General features: G+C 70.8%; 14 protein-coding genes. 8 read left to right on the forward strand and 6 right to left on the reverse strand.

Going from position 1 to position 17063, the window contains the following annotated elements:
• The first annotated feature begins 6 nt into the window (after positions 1–6).
• The 4 genes from ACFYZB_RS03425 (at position 7) to ACFYZB_RS03440 (ending at position 3964) form a co-directional block, all read left to right on the forward strand.
• Positions 7–951, forward strand: coding sequence for an RluA family pseudouridine synthase (locus ACFYZB_RS03425; protein WP_351209260.1), 945 nt, complete (start codon positions 7–9; stop codon positions 949–951).
• Complete coding sequence (locus ACFYZB_RS03430; RefSeq protein WP_388753776.1) at positions 948–1415, forward strand: GNAT family N-acetyltransferase; 468 nt, start codon at positions 948–950, stop codon at positions 1413–1415. The genes ACFYZB_RS03425 and ACFYZB_RS03430 overlap by 4 nt, the downstream gene beginning before the upstream one ends.
• A gap of 139 nt (positions 1416–1554) precedes the next feature.
• Entirely contained in the window at positions 1555–3141 is a 1587-nt protein-coding gene (locus ACFYZB_RS03435) for a Na+/H+ antiporter (protein ID WP_388753779.1), read from the forward strand.
• A gap of 85 nt (positions 3142–3226) precedes the next feature.
• The gene (locus tag ACFYZB_RS03440) at positions 3227–3964 is read left to right on the forward strand and encodes an SDR family NAD(P)-dependent oxidoreductase (RefSeq protein WP_388753781.1); all 738 of its coding nucleotides are present in this window, start codon (positions 3227–3229) and stop codon (positions 3962–3964) included.
• On the opposite strand, the gene ACFYZB_RS03445 is transcribed toward ACFYZB_RS03440, so the two are convergent.
• A complete protein-coding gene (locus ACFYZB_RS03445) occupies positions 3936–5009 on the reverse strand; it encodes a mechanosensitive ion channel family protein (RefSeq protein ID WP_388753784.1) in 1074 nt (357 codons plus the stop codon). The genes ACFYZB_RS03440 and ACFYZB_RS03445 overlap by 29 nt on opposite strands.
• Positions 5010–5113: 104 nt before the next feature.
• On the opposite strand from ACFYZB_RS03445, the gene ACFYZB_RS03450 reads away from it, so the two are divergent.
• Positions 5114–5692 carry a dienelactone hydrolase family protein gene (locus ACFYZB_RS03450; RefSeq protein WP_388753786.1) on the forward strand — a complete coding sequence of 193 codons (579 nt, stop codon included), beginning with the start codon at positions 5114–5116 and terminating at the stop codon, positions 5690–5692.
• A gap of 26 nt (positions 5693–5718) precedes the next feature.
• Here ACFYZB_RS03450 and ACFYZB_RS03455 read toward each other — a convergent pair whose 3' ends face one another.
• From ACFYZB_RS03455 to ACFYZB_RS03470, 4 genes are all read right to left on the reverse strand, one after another.
• Positions 5719–7389, reverse strand: a complete 1671-nt coding sequence (locus ACFYZB_RS03455) for an alkaline phosphatase D family protein (RefSeq protein ID WP_388753788.1) — start codon at positions 7387–7389, stop codon at positions 5719–5721.
• Positions 7390–7483: 94 nt separating this feature from the next.
• The gene (locus ACFYZB_RS03460; RefSeq protein WP_351209267.1) at positions 7484–8296 is read right to left on the reverse strand and encodes a DsbA family protein; all 813 of its coding nucleotides are present in this window, start codon (positions 8294–8296) and stop codon (positions 7484–7486) included.
• Positions 8297–8384: 88 nt separating this feature from the next.
• Positions 8385–9074 carry a hypothetical protein gene (locus tag ACFYZB_RS03465; RefSeq protein WP_351209268.1) on the reverse strand — a complete coding sequence of 230 codons (690 nt, stop codon included), beginning with the start codon at positions 9072–9074 and terminating at the stop codon, positions 8385–8387.
• Positions 9075–9142: 68 nt separating this feature from the next.
• Entirely contained in the window at positions 9143–10468 is a 1326-nt protein-coding gene (locus ACFYZB_RS03470; protein WP_351209269.1) for a DUF2252 domain-containing protein, read from the reverse strand.
• Positions 10469–10680: 212 nt separating this feature from the next.
• Here ACFYZB_RS03470 and dnaE point away from each other — a divergent pair, with 212 nt between their 5' ends.
• A complete protein-coding gene (gene dnaE, locus ACFYZB_RS03475) occupies positions 10681–14220 on the forward strand; it encodes a DNA polymerase III subunit alpha (RefSeq protein ID WP_388753792.1) in 3540 nt (1179 codons plus the stop codon).
• An 83-nt stretch (positions 14221–14303) separates the two neighbouring features.
• Here the strand turns inward: dnaE and ACFYZB_RS03480 are convergent, their stop codons facing one another.
• A complete protein-coding gene (locus tag ACFYZB_RS03480) occupies positions 14304–14480 on the reverse strand; it encodes a hypothetical protein (RefSeq protein WP_351209271.1) in 177 nt (58 codons plus the stop codon).
• A gap of 225 nt (positions 14481–14705) precedes the next feature.
• Between ACFYZB_RS03480 and ACFYZB_RS03485 the strand changes: the two genes are divergently transcribed.
• Together ACFYZB_RS03485 and ACFYZB_RS03490 are read left to right on the forward strand one after the other, a co-directional pair.
• The gene (locus ACFYZB_RS03485) at positions 14706–15917 is read left to right on the forward strand and encodes an NYN domain-containing protein (RefSeq protein ID WP_388753795.1); all 1212 of its coding nucleotides are present in this window, start codon (positions 14706–14708) and stop codon (positions 15915–15917) included.
• A gap of 81 nt (positions 15918–15998) precedes the next feature.
• Positions 15999–17012 carry an ABC transporter ATP-binding protein gene (locus ACFYZB_RS03490; RefSeq protein WP_388753798.1) on the forward strand — a complete coding sequence of 338 codons (1014 nt, stop codon included), beginning with the start codon at positions 15999–16001 and terminating at the stop codon, positions 17010–17012.
• Positions 17013–17063 lie beyond the last annotated feature (51 nt).

Below are 17063 nucleotides of genomic sequence, written 5' to 3' on the forward strand. Positions count from 1 at the left end.
CGACGGGTGAGCACGATTCCCGAGATCCGTACCCTGCCCGTGCCCGACGGCCTGGAGGGCGAGCGCGTCGACGCCGCCATCTCCCGCATGTTCGGCTTCTCCCGCACGAAGGCGGCGGAGCTGGCCGCGGCCGGCAAGGTCCAGGTCGACGGCTCGGTGGTCGGCAAGTCCGAGCGGGTGCGCGGCGGTGCCTGGCTGGAGGTCGAGATGCCGCAGGCGCCCGCGCCGGTGCAGGTGGTCGCCGAGCCGGTCGAGGGCATGGAGATCGTGCACGACGACGAGGACGTGGTCGTGATCGTCAAGCCGGTCGGCGTGGCCGCGCATCCGTCGCCGGGCTGGAGCGGCCCCACCGTCATCGGCGGTCTCGCCGCCGCCGGGTACCGGATCTCCACCTCCGGCGCCGCCGAGCGCCAGGGCATCGTGCACCGCCTGGACGTCGGCACCTCGGGCCTGATGGTGGTCGCCAAGTCGGAGCGGGCGTACACCTCGCTCAAGCGCCAGTTCAAGGAGCGCACGGTCGACAAGCGGTACCACACCCTGGTCCAGGGCCACCCGGACCCGACGAGCGGCACGATCGACGCGCCGATCGGCCGCCACCCGAACCACGACTACAAGTGGGCGGTCACGGCCGAGGGCAAGCCGTCGGTGACGCACTACGACCTCATCGAGGCGTTCCGCGCCGCCTCCCTGCTGGACGTGAAGCTGGAGACCGGCCGCACCCACCAGATCCGCGTCCACATGTCCGCCCACCGCCACCCCTGCGTCGGCGACCTCACGTACGGCGCCGACCCCACCCTCGCCAAGCGGCTGCGCCTGACCCGCCAGTGGCTGCACGCCGTGCGCCTCGGCTTCGAGCACCCCGGGGACGGCCAGTGGGTGGAGTTCGAGAGCGCCTACCCGGAGGACCTGCAGAAGGCCCTCGACCAGGTCCGCGAGGAGACGTACGCGTGAGCGCGCCGTACACCGTCCGGATCGCCGTGGACCCCGCCGACCTCGAGGCCTGCTTCGGGGTCCGCAAGGAGGTCTTCGTCGTGGAGCAGGGCGTCGACGAGACCATCGAGTACGACGCCTACGACGCGGTGGCCGTGCATGTGCTGGCGGTTCGCGAGGACGGTGTGCCGCTCGGCACCGGGCGGCTGCTGCACGGCGAGGCCGCGGCGGCGAAGACCGGCGGGGACGCCTCGGTGGGCTCCCTGGGGCGGCTCGCCGTGGCCCGTGCGGCCCGGGGTCTCGGCGTCGGCGTGGCCCTGGTGAGGGCCATCGAGGACGCGGCACGCGTGCGTGGCCTCACCGCCGTGGACCTGCACGCACAGACCCAGGCGCTGGGCTTCTACGAGCGGCTCGGTTACGCGGCGTACGGCCCGGAGTTCCCTGACGCCGGCATCCCGCACCGGGCGATGCGCCGCGCCCTGTAGGCATTCGGGGCGCTCCCCGTGGGCCGTGCGGAGTGCCCTGCGGGCCCTGTGCGGCGCCCCCGTGGCGGCGGGCGTCGCCGCCGGCCGGATGGCAGTCTTGAGGCCTGCCGTGTGATCGTCGACTCCCGGAGCGCCGGCCGTGGATCAGTTGGCCCTGCTGTTCGTCCTGCTGCTCGGCGCCCTGGTGAGCGTCCCGGTGGGGAACCGGCTCAGGGTGCCGGCGCCGGTGCTGATGACCCTGTTCGGCGGCGCCCTCGCAGTGGCCGACTTCGTGCCGAACGTGGACATCCCGCCCGAGCTGATCCTGCCCGGGCTGCTTCCGCCGCTGCTCTACGCCGCCGTACGGCGCACCTCCTGGCGGCAGTTCGCGGCCAACGTCCGCCCGATCCTCCTGCTGGCCGTCGCGCTGGTGTTCGTCACGATGGTGTGCGTGGCGTTCGTCGCCACCGCCATCGTGCCGGGGCTGCCGATCGCCGCCGCCTTCGCGCTCGGCGCGCTGATCGCCCCGCCCGACCCGGTCGCCGCGACCAGTGTCGCCGGGCAGCTCGGGCTGCCGCGCCGCCTGGTGTCGATCCTGGAGGGCGAGGGGCTGTTCAACGACGTCACCGCGATCGTGCTCTACCACGTGGCGATCGCCGCGGTCGTGAGCGGCTCGTTCTCGGCGTGGCAGGCGGGCCGGGACCTCGTGCTGTCCGCCGTCGTCGCGCTGGCCGTGGGCCTGGTGCTGGGCTGGGGTGCGAACAGGCTCATGGACCTGCTGGGCGATCCGACCCTGCAGATCGGCATGACCCTGCTGGTGCCGTACGCCTCCTACGTGCTCGCGGAGAAACTGCACGGCTCCGGGGTGCTCGCGGTGCTCACCACCGCGCTGTTCCTCGCCGAGTACGCCACGGACGCCGACGACGTGATGACCCGGCTGGCCGGGCACACCTTCTGGGACATCATCGACACCCTGGTCACCGGGGTGGCGTTCGGGCTCATCGGCCTCGAACTGCACAACGCCGTCCGCACGGCCCAGGGGCGCTGGGGCGAGCTGCTCGGCTGGGCCGCCGCTGTGGTGGGCGTGGTGATCGTCGTACGGCTGGCGTGGCTGCTGCCCGCGACCTGGCTGACCAAGCGGCTGCACGCGCGGCGGAACTACGACGAGGAGATCCCGGTCAGCTGGCGGGAGACCGTGGTGATGTGGTGGTCGGGGATGCGCGGGGTGGCCTCGGTGGCGCTGGCGCTGGCCGTCCCGCTGAGGACCGACGACGGCTCCCCGTTCCCCGACCGGGACGAGATCATCTTCATCGCCTTCGGGGTCATCGTCGTCACGCTCGTCCTGCAGGGCCTCACGCTGCCGTCTCTCGTCAGGTGGCTCGGCGTGCGCGCCGACTCCGAGCGGGAGAAGGAGTTCGAGAAGGAGCTGGCGGTGCGGGCCGCGAAGGCGGCCAAGCGCAGGCTGCGGGAGATCGAACAGGTGGAGGAGCTGCCCGAGGAACTGTCCGAGCAGATGCTGCGGCGAGCCTTCGACATCGGCATCCGGATCAGTCCCGACATGGGGGAGGAGGAGCGGAGGGAGGCGCAGCACCAGCGGGCCAAGCGGCTGCGGCGGATCCGGAACATCCAGAACGAGATGCTGAGCGCGGCGCGGCACGCGGTCCTGGCGGCGCGGAGCGAGCCGGGCGCGGATCCGGAGATCGTGGACCGGGTGCTCCGGCATCTCGACGTGCGCAGTCTGCGGTGAGCCCTGTGGATGGAAAGTCATATGAATGTGCCGGACCTGTGGATAAATCCCGGCATCGGCGGTGGCAGGCTCCTACTCTCGGATCATGACTCGCAACATCGTGATCAGTGGTGGCGGTACGGGCATCGGGCTGGCGGCGGCGCAGGCGTTCGCGGCGGACGGCGACCGGGTCCTGTTGCTGGGGCGGCGCGCGGAGGTGCTGGAGAAGGCCGCCGTGCCCGGCTCCCTCACCTGTGCGGCGGACCTGACCGAGCCGGCGGACGTACGGCGCGCGGCCGAGCTCGTCGCCCGGGAACTCGGCACGGTCGACGTGCTCGTGCACAGCGCCGGGGGCGCCGGTGGCCAGCATCCGCCGGCCGGCGACGACCCACTGGAGCGGGTGGCCCACACCTGGTCCGACAACTTCAGACTCAACACCCTGACGGCCGCTCTCCTCACCGAGGCCCTGAAGGACCGGCTCGCCGAACCGGGCGGGCGGGTGCTCTTCCTGAGCTCGATCGCCGCCTACCGCGGTTCGGGCGGCGGCGCCTACGCGGCGTCCAAGGCCGCGCTCCACCCGTACGCCCACGATCTGGCCCGGGAGCTGGGGCCGCGCGGTATCACGGTGAACGTGGTCGCGCCCGGTTACGTCGAGGACACCGAGTTCTTCGGCGCCGGCCCCGCGCCGGAGCGGCGGGCGCAGCTCATCGCCGAGACCTCGACCGGCCGCGCGGGGACACCGGGAGACGTGGCCGCGACCCTGCACTGGCTGGCCTCGCCCGGCGCCGGGCACATCACTTCGCAGGTCATCCAGGTCAACGGCGGTGCGGAGCGGGGACACTGACGGGCTCCGAGGGACGCGGCACGGCATCGGCGGTGTTGACCCGGGGCAGCGCGTAGGGGTGCTCCGCCGCCAGCCAGGTGATCATCCGCTCGCGCACCGCGACCCGTACCGCCCAGATGTCGTCCGAGTCCTTCGCGGTCATCAGGGCGCGTACCTGGACGGTGTTCGGCGTGCTGTCCGTCATCACGAGGCTGTAGGCGCGGCCGTCCCAGGCGGGGCACTCGCGCAGGATGTCGCGCAGCTTCTCGCGCATCGCCTCGACGGGTGCGCTGTGGTCCAGGTGCCAGAAGACGGTGCCGGTCATCTGCGGGGTGCCCCGCGACCAGTTCTCGAAGGGTTTGGAGGTGAAGTACGACACCGGCATGGTGATCCGGCGCTCGTCCCAGGTCCGTACCGTCAGAAAGGTCAGGGTGATCTCCTCGACCGTGCCCCACTCGCCGTCCACGACGACCGTGTCGCCGATGCGCACCATGTCGCCGAAGGCGATCTGCAGCCCGGCGAACATGTTGGACAGGGTCGACTGGGCGGCGACACCGGCCACGATGCCGAGGATGCCCGCCGAGGCCAGCAGCGAGGCGCCGGCCGCGCGCATCGCCGGGAACGTCAGCAGCATGGAGGCGATCGCCACGACGATGACGATCGCGGACACCACCCGCATGATCAGCTCCACCTGGGTGCGCACCCTGCGCACCCGGGCCGGATCCCGGTGCGCTCGGGCGTAGCGGCTGTAGGTGGTCTCGACGACCGCCGCGGCGATCCGGATCACCAGCCAGGCGGCGGAGCCGATCAACACCAGCGTCAGTGCCCGGCCGATGCCGGCCTGGTGCTGCTCCAGCAGCTTCGCCTGGTCGTAGGACCCGCGGAGCAGCGCGGCGCACAGCACGAGCTGGTAGGGGATGCGGCCGCGGCGCAGCAGCCCCCACAGCGGCGAGTCGTGGTCACGTTCGTCGGCCTTGCGCAGCAGCCGGTCGGTCGCCCAGCCGATGGCCAGAGTGAGCAGGACCGAGCCGCCGATCACGATCACGGGACGGACTAGGTTCTCCATGCCTGCCCTCCTAACCGGTGCCGCGCGGCCGTGAACATGTGAGTTCGGCGTGTTCCCGGGTACGGCGGGTCCGGCGCTGTGGCACCGGCTGGCACCATGGCCCCATGAACATCATGCTTTTTCACTCGACCTACGGCCTCAGGCCCGCGGTGCGCGAGGCCGCGGACCGGCTGCGCGCGGCCGGCCACGAGGTGTGGACGCCGGACCTCTTCGAGGGGCGCACGTTCGACACCGTCGAGGCGGGCATGGAGTTCAACGAGTCGCTCGGCAAGGAGGAGCTGCTGAAGCGGGCCGTGCTGGCGGCGGCCCCGTACTCGGACCGCGGGCTGGTGTACGCCGGGTTCTCGCTCGGCGCCTCGATCGCCCAGACCCTCGCCCTCGGCGACGACAAGGCGCGCGGACTGCTGCTTCTGCACGGCACGTCGGACATCGCGCCGACGGCGCACGTGGACGAGCTGCCGGTGCAGCTGCATGTGGCCGAGCCGGACCCGTTCGAGACGGACGACTGGCTGACCGCCTGGTATCTGCAGATGGGCCGGGCCGGAGCCGATGTGGAGGTCTACCGCTACGCCGGCGCCGGGCACCTCTACACCGATCCCGGGCTGCCGGACTACGACGCCGAGGCCGCCGAGGCCACCTGGCGGGTGGCGCTCGGCTTCCTGGACGGCCTGCGGTCCGAGTAACCGCCGGCCACCGGCGTCCCCGTCGGTCACACCGGGTCGTAGGTCCGCTCGACCTTCTGCGTGCCGCTTCGGGTGCGGTACGAGCGCACCCACTTCGACGTGGCGTTCGCGTCGGTGCGGTCGGACAGGACGTAGTAGTCCATCTGCGCGCGGTCGGCGGTGATGTCGAGCACGCCGTAGCCGTGCCGGTCGGTGTCCACCCAGTGGACGTGCCGGTTGGCCGCCTCGATGAGCGGCGCGGCGACGGCGGAGACCGTGCCCTCGGGAACCTTGACGATGTCGTCGAGGTTGTCGGAGGTCATCGAGGTGATGACGAACTCGGTGGCCGCCGACGGCGACAGCGGGTAGGTACCCGCGTCCACCGGCACGTCGTTGGCCCAGGACATGTGGATGTCACCGGTCAGGAAGACGGTGTTGCCGATGCCGTTCGAGCGCAGGTGGTCGAGGAGTTCGCGGCGGTCGTGGGTGTAGCCGTCCCACTGGTCGGTGTTGACGCCGATGCCGTCCTGCGGCAGGTCGAGCATCTTGGCGAGCGGCTTGAGGAGGTCGGCGGTGAGGGAGCCGACGACGAACGGGGCGATCATCACCGAGTTGCCGACCAGCCGCCACTTGGTGTCGGAGGACTTCAACCCCGCCTTCAGCCAGTCGAGCTGGGCCCGGCCGGTGATCGTCCGGCCGGGGTCGTCCACCGAGCCGCTGCCGGCGGACGCCTGCTGGGAGCGGAAGGAGCGCAGGTCCAGCAGCGACAGATCGGCGAGCCTGCCGAAACGCAGCCGCCGGTAGGTGGTGCCCTCGATCGCGGGACGGACCGGCATCCACTCGAAGTAGGCCTGCTTGGCGGCCGCCTTGCGGGCGGTCCAGGTGCCCTCGGCGCCCTCGGTGTGGTTGACCGCGCCGCCCGACCAGGCGTTGTCGGCGAACTCGTGGTCGTCCCAGATCGCGACGACCGGCGCCTTCAGGTGCAAGGCCTGAAGGTCGGGGTCGGTCTTGTACTTGCCGTGCCGGATCCGGTAGTCGGCGAGCGTGATGATCTCGTTGGCGGGGGCGTGCTGCCGTACGACCGTGCCCCGGGCCGCGTACTCGCCGGTCTTGTACTCGTAGATGTAGTCGCCGAGATGCAGCCAGGCGTCCAGGTCGCTCCGCGCGGCGAGGTGGCGGTAGGCGGCGAAGTAGCCGGCCTCCCAGTTGGCGCAGGTGACCACGCCGAAGCGCAGGGAGGCCACGTTCGCGTCCGCCGCGGGCGCGGTGCGGGTGCGCGCGACCGGGGAGTCGGTGCCGCCGGCGGAGAACCGGAACCAGTAGTCGGTCGCCGGCGCGAGGCCGCGGACGTCGGCCTTCACGGTGTGGTCGGAGGCCGCGGTGGCGGTGACGGTGCCCTTGGCGACGACGTTCGTGAACGCCTTGTCCCTGGCGACGACCCAGCTCACCTCGGTGTCCGGGCCGAGCCCGGAGCCGGGGGTGGCCTCGGGGGCCGGGGTCACCCGGGTCCACAGCAGGATGCCGTCGGGCAGCGGGTCACCGGAGGCGACACCGTGCAGGAAGGCGGGGGCCTGGCCGGCGGCACGCGCGGGCAGGGAGGCGGCGAGCGGGCCGGCCAGCACAGCGGTCGCCGCCGCGGCCTTGACGACCGTACGGCGGCGGGGTGAGAAGGAATTGCGGCCTTCGGTGGCCGAAAGTGATCTGATTCGACTGGTCACGACCGGTCAGGTTACTGGCCGGTACGTATGCGAGAGCGGGCGAACTCCCAATGTTCGCCCGCTCTTCACGGGAAGATCGGATTCCGCCGGGGCGTCAGCCCTTGAGCGCCGCGCCGAGGGCCGTGTTGAACTCGGCCACCGTCATCGGCGGGTTCTTGCCGTCGGAGCCCGTCAGCGTCTTGCCGTCCATCTTCAGCGTCGGGGTGCCCTGGATGCCGTCCTTGTCGAAGATCTTGGACTCCTCCAGCGCCCAGCGGTCGTAGGTGCCGTCCTTCACGTCCTTCTGGAACTGCGCGTTGCCCTTCAGGGCGGGCACCGTGTCGGCGATCTTGATCAGATAGGCGTCGTCCTTGAACTTGTCGTCGTTCTCGTCGGGGTGCCACTTCGCCGAGTACATCGCGGCCTTGTACTCCAGGAACGCCTCGGGGCTGACGTTGAGCGCGGCGCCCAGGGCGCTGAGGCCGTTCTTGGAGCCCACACCGGGCAGGTTCTTGTCGAGGAAGGTCGCGCCGACGTAGTGGAGCTTGAACTTGCCGTCGTCTATGTCCTTCTTCACCGTCGATCCGACGGTCTGCTCGAACTGCGCGCAGACGGGGCAGCGCGGGTCCTCGTAGATGGTGAGGGTCTTCTGGGCGGTGCTCTTGCCGATGACGACGGTCGTGCCGTCGGCGCCGGTGGTGTTGGCCGGCTTCACGAGCGGCTTGGTCTTCGCGGCGTCCCATCCTGTGGGCTTGTTCGCCTGGACGACGGCATAGCCGATGCCGCCGGCCGCGGCCAGCACGGCCACGACCGAGGCGGCCACGATGACCTGCCGCCTGGTCTTGTCGCGCTTGGCCTGCCGCTCGCGCTCCTCGCGCAGCCGCTCCCGGGCCGCCGTCTTCGCCGACTGGCTGTTCCGCTGACTCATATTGGTGATCTCCGTGTGGGACGCGCACATGCCGTACGCGGGATACGTGTGGGGGACTGGGTGTGCTCAGGCTCGGGCCTCGCCGGGGTCAGCCGGCGGCGAGAGCGGGGGAGCACGGCGGTCCACGCCGTCCCAGGGAGTGCACGAGAAGCCGGTCGCGGGCGGCGGCCCGGCGCGGGGCCGGGCGCGGCAGCCGGCGGGCCGGGGTCAGCCGGACGGCGACCGCGGCGACCGCGAGCAGCAGCGGCCGGAAGGTGGTGGCGGCCACCGCGCGCAGCAACTGCACCAGCGCCCGCTCGCCCCGGCGCAGCCAGGCGGCGGCGACCAGGCCCACGCCGACGTGCGCGGCGAGCAGCAGCCAGGCGGCCGCCGGACTGGCGTGTGCGAACAGCTCCCCGGTACGGCCGTGGGCCCCGGTCATCCGGGCCAGCGGGGAGCCGACGGCACCGCCCCGGCACAGCACGTCGAAGCCGAACGCGTGCAGCGGGCCGGCGACCGGGCCGCCCGCCCTGCCGTAACACGTGCTCTGGCCGGTGGTGAACACCGTGTCGGCGGACAGTTCCAGCGGGATCAGCAGGGCCGCGATCCGGCCGAAGCCGCGCTCGCGGCCCGCCAGCGCATACGCGGTGGCGAACACTCCGGCGGCGACCGCGAGCACGGTCCCCACCGGGAGCGGGGCCCGGGACAGCAGTACGTGCGACGCGGTGCTGAGCGTCACGACGACGGCCGTGAACAGCGCCGCGCGCACGGCTCTGAGCTGGGTCCCGGATATGTCCATAGCGAGAGAAGAGTCTGACACGTGGCCGGTTAAGAGACCCCTAAAGGGTGCCTGTGAGTGCGCGAAGGTTACAGCCCCGGAATCCGGCCGTTGCGGAACAGGTCGACGAAGATCTGGTGGTCGGCACGCGCGCGTGCGCCGTAGTCGTGCGCGAAGTCCACCAGGAGGGGTGCGAAGCCCTCCTCGTCGGCGGCGAGGGCCGCGTCGATGGCCCGCTCGGTGGAGAACGGCACCAGGGACTCGCCGGAGGTGTCGTCCGCCGCCGCGTGCATCGTCGCCGTGGCCCGGCCCAGGTCGGCGACGACCTGGGCGATCTCCTCCGGGTCGTCGATGTCGCCCCAGTCCAGGTCGACGGCGTACGGCGAGACCTCGGCCACCAGCTGACCGGCCCCGTCCAGCTCGGTCCAGCCCAGCCACGGGTCGGCGTGCGCCTGCAGGGCGCGCTGGGAGATCACCGTGCGGTGGCCCTCGTGCTGGAAGTACTCCGCGATGGCCGGATCCGTGATGTGCCGGGACACGGCCGGGGTCTGGGCCTGCTTGATGTAGATCACGACGTCGTTCTCCAGGGCGTCGCTGTGGCCCTCCAGGAGGATGTTGTACGAGGGCAGGCCGGCCGAACCGATGCCGATGCCGCGGCGGCCGACGACGTCCTTCACGCGGTAGGAGTCCGGGCGGGCCAGCGAGGAGTCCGGCAGGGTCTCCAGGTAGCCGTCGAAGGCCGCGAGGACCTTGTAGCGGGTGGCCGCGTCCAGCTCGATGGAGCCGCCGCCCGGCGCGAAGCGGCGCTCGAAGTCCCGGATCTCCGTCATCGAGTCCAGCAGCTCGAAGCGGGTCAGCGACCGGGCGGCACGCAGGGCGCCCAGCAGCGGGCCCTCGGCGGTGTCCAGGGTGAACGGCGGCACCTCGTCGCTTTTTGCGCCCGTGGCCAGGGCGTGGATGCGCTCGCGGTACGACCCCGCGTAGATCCGCACCAGCTCGGTGATCTGCTCGTCACTGAGCGCCTTCGCGTACCCGATGAGCGCGATCGACGCCGAGAAGCGCTTCAGGTCCCAGGTGAACGGGCCGACGTAGGCCTCGTCGAAGTCGTTGACGTTGAAGACCAGGCGGCCGTTGGAGTCCATGTACGTGCCGAAGTTCTCCGCGTGCAGGTCGCCGTGGATCCACACGCGCGAGGTGCGGTCGTCCAGGAACGGACCGCCGCGCTTGTCCGCGTCGAGGTCGTGGTAGAAGAGGCACGCCGTGCCCCGGTAGAACGCGAAGGCCGACGCCGCCATCTTCCGGAACTTCACCCGGAACGCGGCCGGGTCGGCGGCCAGGAGCCGGCCGAAGGCGGTGTCGAAGACGGCGAGGATCTCCTCGCCGCGCTGCTCGTCGTTGAGCCGGTGGACCGACATCGCTGGGTGCCTCCTGGTGCATTTACGTGCATGACCTTGTACGACGGCGTTTCTGCCGTCTCCAACGGGCGACGCCACGCGGGAGTGCCCGGTTCCCGCATGAAGGTACGCGGATGACGCCCGCGAGTGTCAGTCCCGGGGCATAGACTCGGGCGCTGACCCCAGAACTGTCCGCCCGCTCGCCGCCTACTGTTTCCGTTGGAGGCCATACCGTGTCAAAGCCGCCCTTCACGCACCTGCACGTCCACACCCAGTACTCGCTGCTGGACGGTGCCGCGCGGCTCAAGGACATGTTCAACGCCTGCAACGAGATGGGCATGACGCACATCGCCATGTCCGACCACGGCAACCTCCACGGGGCGTACGACTTCTTCCATTCCGCGAAGAAGGCCGGAGTCACCCCGATCATCGGGATCGAGGCGTACGTCGCCCCCGAGTCCCGGCGCAACAAGCGCAAGATCCTCTGGGGCCAGCCGCACCAGAAGCGGGACGACATCTCCGGTTCCGGCGGTTACACCCACAAGACGATGTGGGCCGTGAACAAGACCGGCCTGCACAACCTCTTCCGCCTGTCCTCGGACGCCTACGCCGAGGGCTGGCTGCAGAAGTGGCCCCGGATGGACAAGGAGACCATCTCCCAGTGGTCCGAGGGCATCGTCGCCTCCACCGGATGCCCCTCGGGCGAGGTGCAGACCCGGCTGCGCCTCGGCCACTTCGACGAGGCCCTGAAGGCCGCCGCCGACTACCAGGACATCTTCGGCAAGGACCGGTACTTCCTGGAGCTGATGGACCACGGCATCGAGATCGAGCGCCGGGTCCGTGACGGCCTGCTGGAGATCGGCAAGAAGCTCGGCATCCCCCCGCTCGTCACCAACGACTCGCACTACACCTACGCGCACGAGGCCGGCGCCCACGACGCGCTGCTGTGCATCCAGACCGGCAAGAACCTCTCCGACCCCGACCGCTTCAAGTTCGACGGCACCGGCTACTACCTGAAGTCCACGGACGAGATGTACGCCATCGACTCCTCGGACGCCTGGCAGGAGGGCTGCGCCAACACGCTCCTCGTCGCCGAGATGGTCGACACGGACGGCATGTTCGAGAAGCGCGACCTCATGCCCAAGTTCGACATCCCCGAGGGCTACACCGAGGTCACCTGGTTCAAGGAGGAGGTCCGCCGCGGCATGGAGCGCCGCTACCCGGGCGGCGTCCCCGAGGACCGCCAGAAGCAGGCCGACTACGAGATGGACGTCATCATCTCGATGGGCTTCCCCGGCTACTTCCTCGTGGTCGCCGACTTCATCATGTGGGCCAAGAACAACGGCATCGCCGTCGGCCCCGGCCGAGGCTCCGCGGCCGGCTCGATCGTCGCCTACGCCATGGGCATCACCGACCTCGACCCGATCCCGCACGGCCTGATCTTCGAGCGCTTCCTCAACCCCGAGCGCATCTCGATGCCCGATGTCGACATCGACTTCGACGAGCGCCGGCGCGTCGAGGTGATCCGGTACGTGACCGAGAAGTACGGCGCCGACAAGGTCGCCATGATCGGCACCTACGGCACCATCAAGGCCAAGAACGCCATCAAGGACTCCGCGCGCGTGCTGGGCTACCCGTACGCGATGGGCGACCGCATCACCAAGGCCATGCCCGCCGACGTCCTCGGCAAGGGCATCCCGCTGTCCGGCATCACCGACCCCAGCCACCCGCGCTACAGCGAGGCCGGCGAGGTCCGCGGGATGTACGAGAACGAGCCGGACGTGAAGAAGGTCATCGACACCGCGCGCGGTGTGGAGGGCCTGGTCCGGCAGATGGGTGTGCACGCCGCCGGCGTGATCATGTCCAGCGAGACCATCACCGAGCACGTCCCGGTCTGGGTCAGGCACACCGACGGCGTGACCATCACCCAGTGGGACTACCCGAGCTGTGAGTCGCTCGGCCTGCTGAAGATGGACTTCCTGGGCCTGCGCAACCTCACGATCATGGACGACGCGGTCAAGATGGTGAAGGCCAACAAGGGCCTCGACATCGACCTGCTGTCCCTGCCGCTCGACGACCCCACGACCTTCGAGCTCCTCCAGCGCGGCGACACCCTCGGCGTCTTCCAGTTCGACGGCGGCCCCATGCGCTCGCTGCTGCGGCTGATGAAGCCCGACAACTTCGAGGACATCTCCGCCGTGTCGGCCCTGTACCGGCCGGGCCCGATGGGCATGAACTCCCACACCAACTACGCGCTGCGCAAGAACGGGCAGCAGGAGATCACGCCGATCCACCCCGAGCTGGAGGCGCCGCTCAAGGAGGTCCTGGACGTCACCTACGGCCTGATCGTCTACCAGGAGCAGGTGCAGAAGGCCGCCCAGATCATCGCCGGCTACTCGCTGGGCGAGGCCGACATCCTCCGCCGCGTCATGGGCAAGAAGAAGCCCGAGGAACTGGCGAAGAACTTCACCATCTTCCAGGCCGGCGCCCGCAAGAACGGCTACAGCGACGAGGCGATCCAGGCGCTGTGGGACGTGCTGGTCCCCTTCGCCGGCTACGCCTTCAACAAGGCGCACTCCGCCGCGTACGGCCTGGTCTCCTACTGGACCGCCTACCTCAAGGCGAACCACCCCGCCGAGTACATGGCCGCGCTCCTGACCTCCGTCAAGGACGACAAGGACAAGTCGGCCGTCTACCTCAACGAGTGCCGCCGCATGGGCATCCGCGTCCTCCCGCCCAACGTCAACGAGTCCGAGGCCAACTTCGCCGCCCAGGGCGACGACGTGATCCTCTTCGGCCTCTCCGCCGTCCGCAACGTGGGCACCAACGTGGTCGAGTCGATCATCAAGTGCCGCAAGGCGAAGGGGAAGTACACCTCCTTCCCCGACTACCTCGACAAGGTCGAGGCCGTGGTCTGCAACAAGCGCACCACCGAATCGCTCATCAAGGCCGGCGCCTTCGACTCGATGGGCCACACCCGCAAGGGACTCACGGCCCAGTACGAGCCGATGATCGACAACGTGGTCGCGGTCAAGCGCAAGGAGGCCGAGGGGCAGTTCGACCTCTTCGGCGGCATGGGCGAGGACACCAGCAGCGAACCCGGCTTCGGACTCGACGTGGAGTTCTCCCCCGACGAGTGGGACAAGACCTATCTGCTCGCCCAGGAGCGGGAGATGCTCGGTCTGTACGTCTCCGACCACCCGCTCTTCGGCCTGGAACACGTCCTCGCCGACAAGGCCGACGCGGGCATCGCCCAGCTCACCGGCGGCGAGCACGCCGACGGCGCGGTTGTCACCATCGGCGGCATCATCTCCGGCCTGCAGCGCAAGATGACCAAGCAGGGCAACGCCTGGGCCATCGCCACCGTCGAGGACCTCGCCGGCTCCATCGAGTGCATGTTCTTCCCGGCGACCTACCAGCTCATCTCGACCCAACTCGTCGAGGACGCCGTGGTGTTCGTCAAGGGACGCCTCGACAAGCGCGAGGACGTGCCCCGGCTCGTCGCCATGGAACTGATGGTCCCGGACCTGTCCAACGCCGGCACCAACGCCCCGGTGATCCTCACCATCCCGGCCACCAGGGTCACCCCGCCCATGGTCAGCCGCCTCGGCGAGATCCTCAGCCACCACAAGGGCGACAGCGAGGTCCGCATCAGGCTCCAGGGCCCGCGCAAGACCACCGTGCTCCGCCTCGACCGGCACCGGGTCAAGCCCGACCCCGCGCTCTTCGGCGACCTGAAGGTGCTGCTGGGCCCGTCCTGTCTGGCCGGCTGACGCCGCACCACGCCACAGCACGCACGAAGGGGCGCACCCGTCAAGGGTGCGCCCCTCCTGCGTGCCTGGGCTTCAACTGCCCTTTAGTTGTGGCCGAAGCTCTTCCGCTTCTTGCCGGCAACATCCGCGGGGCTGCCCTGGATGTGCGACACCGGCGACTCGTGGGCCTCCGTCTGCCGCTGCGCGTGCTCGTGGCTCTGCTCGGCCTGCGACGCGCGGTTCTGCGGGCCTGCCTGCTTGCGGTTCTTGTTCTTGGCCATGGTGATCTGCCTCCTGTGGGGGATCTAGGGGCCAGGGCCGGGACCAGATTCACATACGCTGACATCAATCGCATGTCGGATAATTACCGTGTGTGACAGGGGAGGTGGGTGCGCGGGATCCGGAAACGCCACGCCGAAGATCGAGTTCGGGCCGTTAACCCCCGCGCCGTCGGGCAGACTCGAAGGAAGTCCGAAGCAAAACCTCCCGGGAAGAGGGTGAGTCGCGTGGACCGCTGCATCGTCCTGGTGGACGCCGGGTACCTGCTGGGCGCCGCCGCCAGCCTCCTCGCCGGTGAGCCCTCGCGGTCCCGGATCACCGTCGACCACACCGCGCTGATCCAGGCGCTGCGGGTCCGCGCGGAGTCGGAGACCGAGCGCCCGCTGCTGCGCATCTACTGGTTCGACGGCGCTCCCGACCGTGTCCCCCAACCGGAGCATCGCCGGCTGCGCGTGATGCCCCGGGTCACCGTCCGGCTCGGCGCCCTCACCCGCAGCGACGGACGCTGGGCGCAGAAGGGCGTGGACGCCGCCATGCACGCCGAGCTGACCGAGCTGGCCCGCAACCGCGCCTGCTCCGACGTCGTCCTCGTCACCGGCGACGGCGATCTGCTGCCCGGCATGATGGCCGCCAAGGAGCACGGCGTCGCCGTCCACCTGTGGGCCGTACAGGCCGCCGACGGCGACTACAACCAGTCCGAGGACCTGGTCGCCGAGGCCGACGAGCGGCGCGTGCTGGACCGGGCGTGGATCACCCAGGCCGTCCGCGCCAAGGAGCTGACCGGCGTCTGCGCCCCGCCGCCCGTGCCCCGGCCCGAGATCGCCGCGATCCTCTCCGCCCCGCTGCCCGAGTCCGCGCTCGCGGCGGCCGAGCGGTCGGCCGACGAGGGCGCGCCCCAGTCGGCGGTGGTGACGGAGAACGGCACCCAGGAGCGGGCCACCGGCCACAAGGGCGTCCCCACCCCCAAGGACCTCGCCGCGCTGCGCGCCCCCGGCGCCCAGCCCGTCCAGCACCCGGCGACCGCGACCCTGCGCTGGTCCTCCGACAAGGGCTGGGTGGACCGTCCCGGTGCGGTCGCCGAGCCGCCCGAGGTCGCCGCCATGCCGACGCTCGCCCAGCTCACCACGGCGGAGCAGCGGTGGGCCGACCGCGAGGAGGACATCACCACCGTCGGCGGCGACCCGTACGAGGTGGGACAGGTCTTCGCCCGCCGCTGGATGTCGCGGCTCGGCGACCAGGGCCATCTGCAGCGGCTCTCGCAGCTGTATCCGCGCATCCCGCACCGCATCGACGGAGAGCTGCTGCGGTACGCCGCGCGGTTCGGGCTGCTCGCCCACAAGGACGACCAGATCGACGAGCACGACCGCTACGCCATTCGGGCGGGGTTCTGGCGGGAGATCGACGTGCCGGCGGCGGCGGAGAGCGCCACGGGGGAGTGACGGCGGGCGTTCCTTACCGGCCGAGGACAGAACTGCCCCCAAAGGCGAGTAAAGGGCCACGACCCCGTACTCTCGTCCCTTGTGAGTACGCGCGCGGCACAGGCACCTCGGCAGGACGAGGTCGTACGCGTGCGCGGGCTCGGCAAGACCTATCCGGCCGTGAAGGGGCGGCGCGGTGCGCCCGGCACCCCCGAGGTGCGCGCCACCGACGGGGTGGAGCTGGACGTACGGCGCGGCGAGGTCTTCGGGCTGCTCGGGCCGAACGGCGCCGGCAAGTCCACGCTCGTACGGCAGCTCACCGGGCTGCTGCGGCCGGACACCGGCAGCATCGAGATCCTCGGCCACGACATCGTCCGGCACCCCGAGCGCGCCGCGCGCCTCCTCGCCTACCTGGGGCAGGAGTCCTCCGCGCTGGACGAGCTGACCGTCTCCCTCGCCGCCGAGACCACCGGACGCCTGCGCGGCCTGGACCTGACGCGGGCCCGGGCCGAGCGGGACGCCGTACTGGAGGAGCTGGGCCTCACGCCGATCGCCGGGCGGGCGCTGAAGAAGCTGTCCGGCGGACAGCGCAGGCTCGCCTGCTTCGCCGCCGCCCTCGTCGGCGAGCGGCCGCTGCTCGTGCTGGACGAGCCGACCACCGGCATGGACCCGGTGGCCCGGCGCGCGGTCTGGGCGGCCGTGGACCGGCGGCGCGCCGAGCGCGGTACGACCGTGCTGCTGGTCACCCACAACGTCATCGAGGCCGAGACCGTGCTGGACCGGGTGGCCGTCATCGACCAGGGCCGGGTGATCGCCTGTGACACCCCGGCCGGGCTGAAGGAACGGGTCGCCGGAGAGGTGCGGGTGGAGCTGGTGTGGCGGGACCGGGCGCCGCTTCAGGTGCCCGAGGTCGCCGTGCTGCGCGAGCGCGCGGTGGAGTCCGGCAGGCGCTGGACGCTGCGGCTCGCGCCCGAGGAGGCCCGCGCCGCCGTCGCCACCGTGACCGGCGGGGCAGCCTTCGCCGCCCTGGACGACTTCACGCTCGCCACGCCCAGCCTGGAGGACGTCTACCTGGCGCTCGGCGGTGCGGCCCGGCAGGGGCTGGTGAAGGCGTGAGCGGGGCGGCCGTACGGTGCGTATGGATCTGTACGTCGGTTGACGCGACTG

The organism is Streptomyces sp. NPDC001852 (genome assembly GCF_042891825.1).
GTDB lineage: Bacteria > Actinomycetota > Actinomycetes > Streptomycetales > Streptomycetaceae > Streptomyces.

Excerpts from the sequence above, each read along its gene's own strand:
- ACFYZB_RS03440 (WP_388753781.1), top strand. The coding sequence starts at position 3,227 with ATGACTCGCAACATCGTGATCAGTGGTGGCGGTACGGGCATCGGGCTG.
- ACFYZB_RS03450 (WP_388753786.1), top strand. The coding sequence starts at position 5,114 with ATGAACATCATGCTTTTTCACTCGACCTACGGCCTCAGGCCCGCGGTG.
- ACFYZB_RS03470 (WP_351209269.1), bottom strand. The coding sequence starts at position 10,468 with ATGTCGGTCCACCGGCTCAACGACGAGCAGCGCGGCGAGGAGATCCTC.
- ACFYZB_RS03465 (WP_351209268.1), bottom strand. The coding sequence starts at position 9,074 with ATGGACATATCCGGGACCCAGCTCAGAGCCGTGCGCGCGGCGCTGTTC.
- ACFYZB_RS03460 (WP_351209267.1), bottom strand. The coding sequence starts at position 8,296 with ATGAGTCAGCGGAACAGCCAGTCGGCGAAGACGGCGGCCCGGGAGCGG.
- ACFYZB_RS03445 (WP_388753784.1), bottom strand. The coding sequence starts at position 5,009 with ATGGAGAACCTAGTCCGTCCCGTGATCGTGATCGGCGGCTCGGTCCTG.
- ACFYZB_RS03480 (WP_351209271.1), bottom strand. The coding sequence starts at position 14,480 with ATGGCCAAGAACAAGAACCGCAAGCAGGCAGGCCCGCAGAACCGCGCG.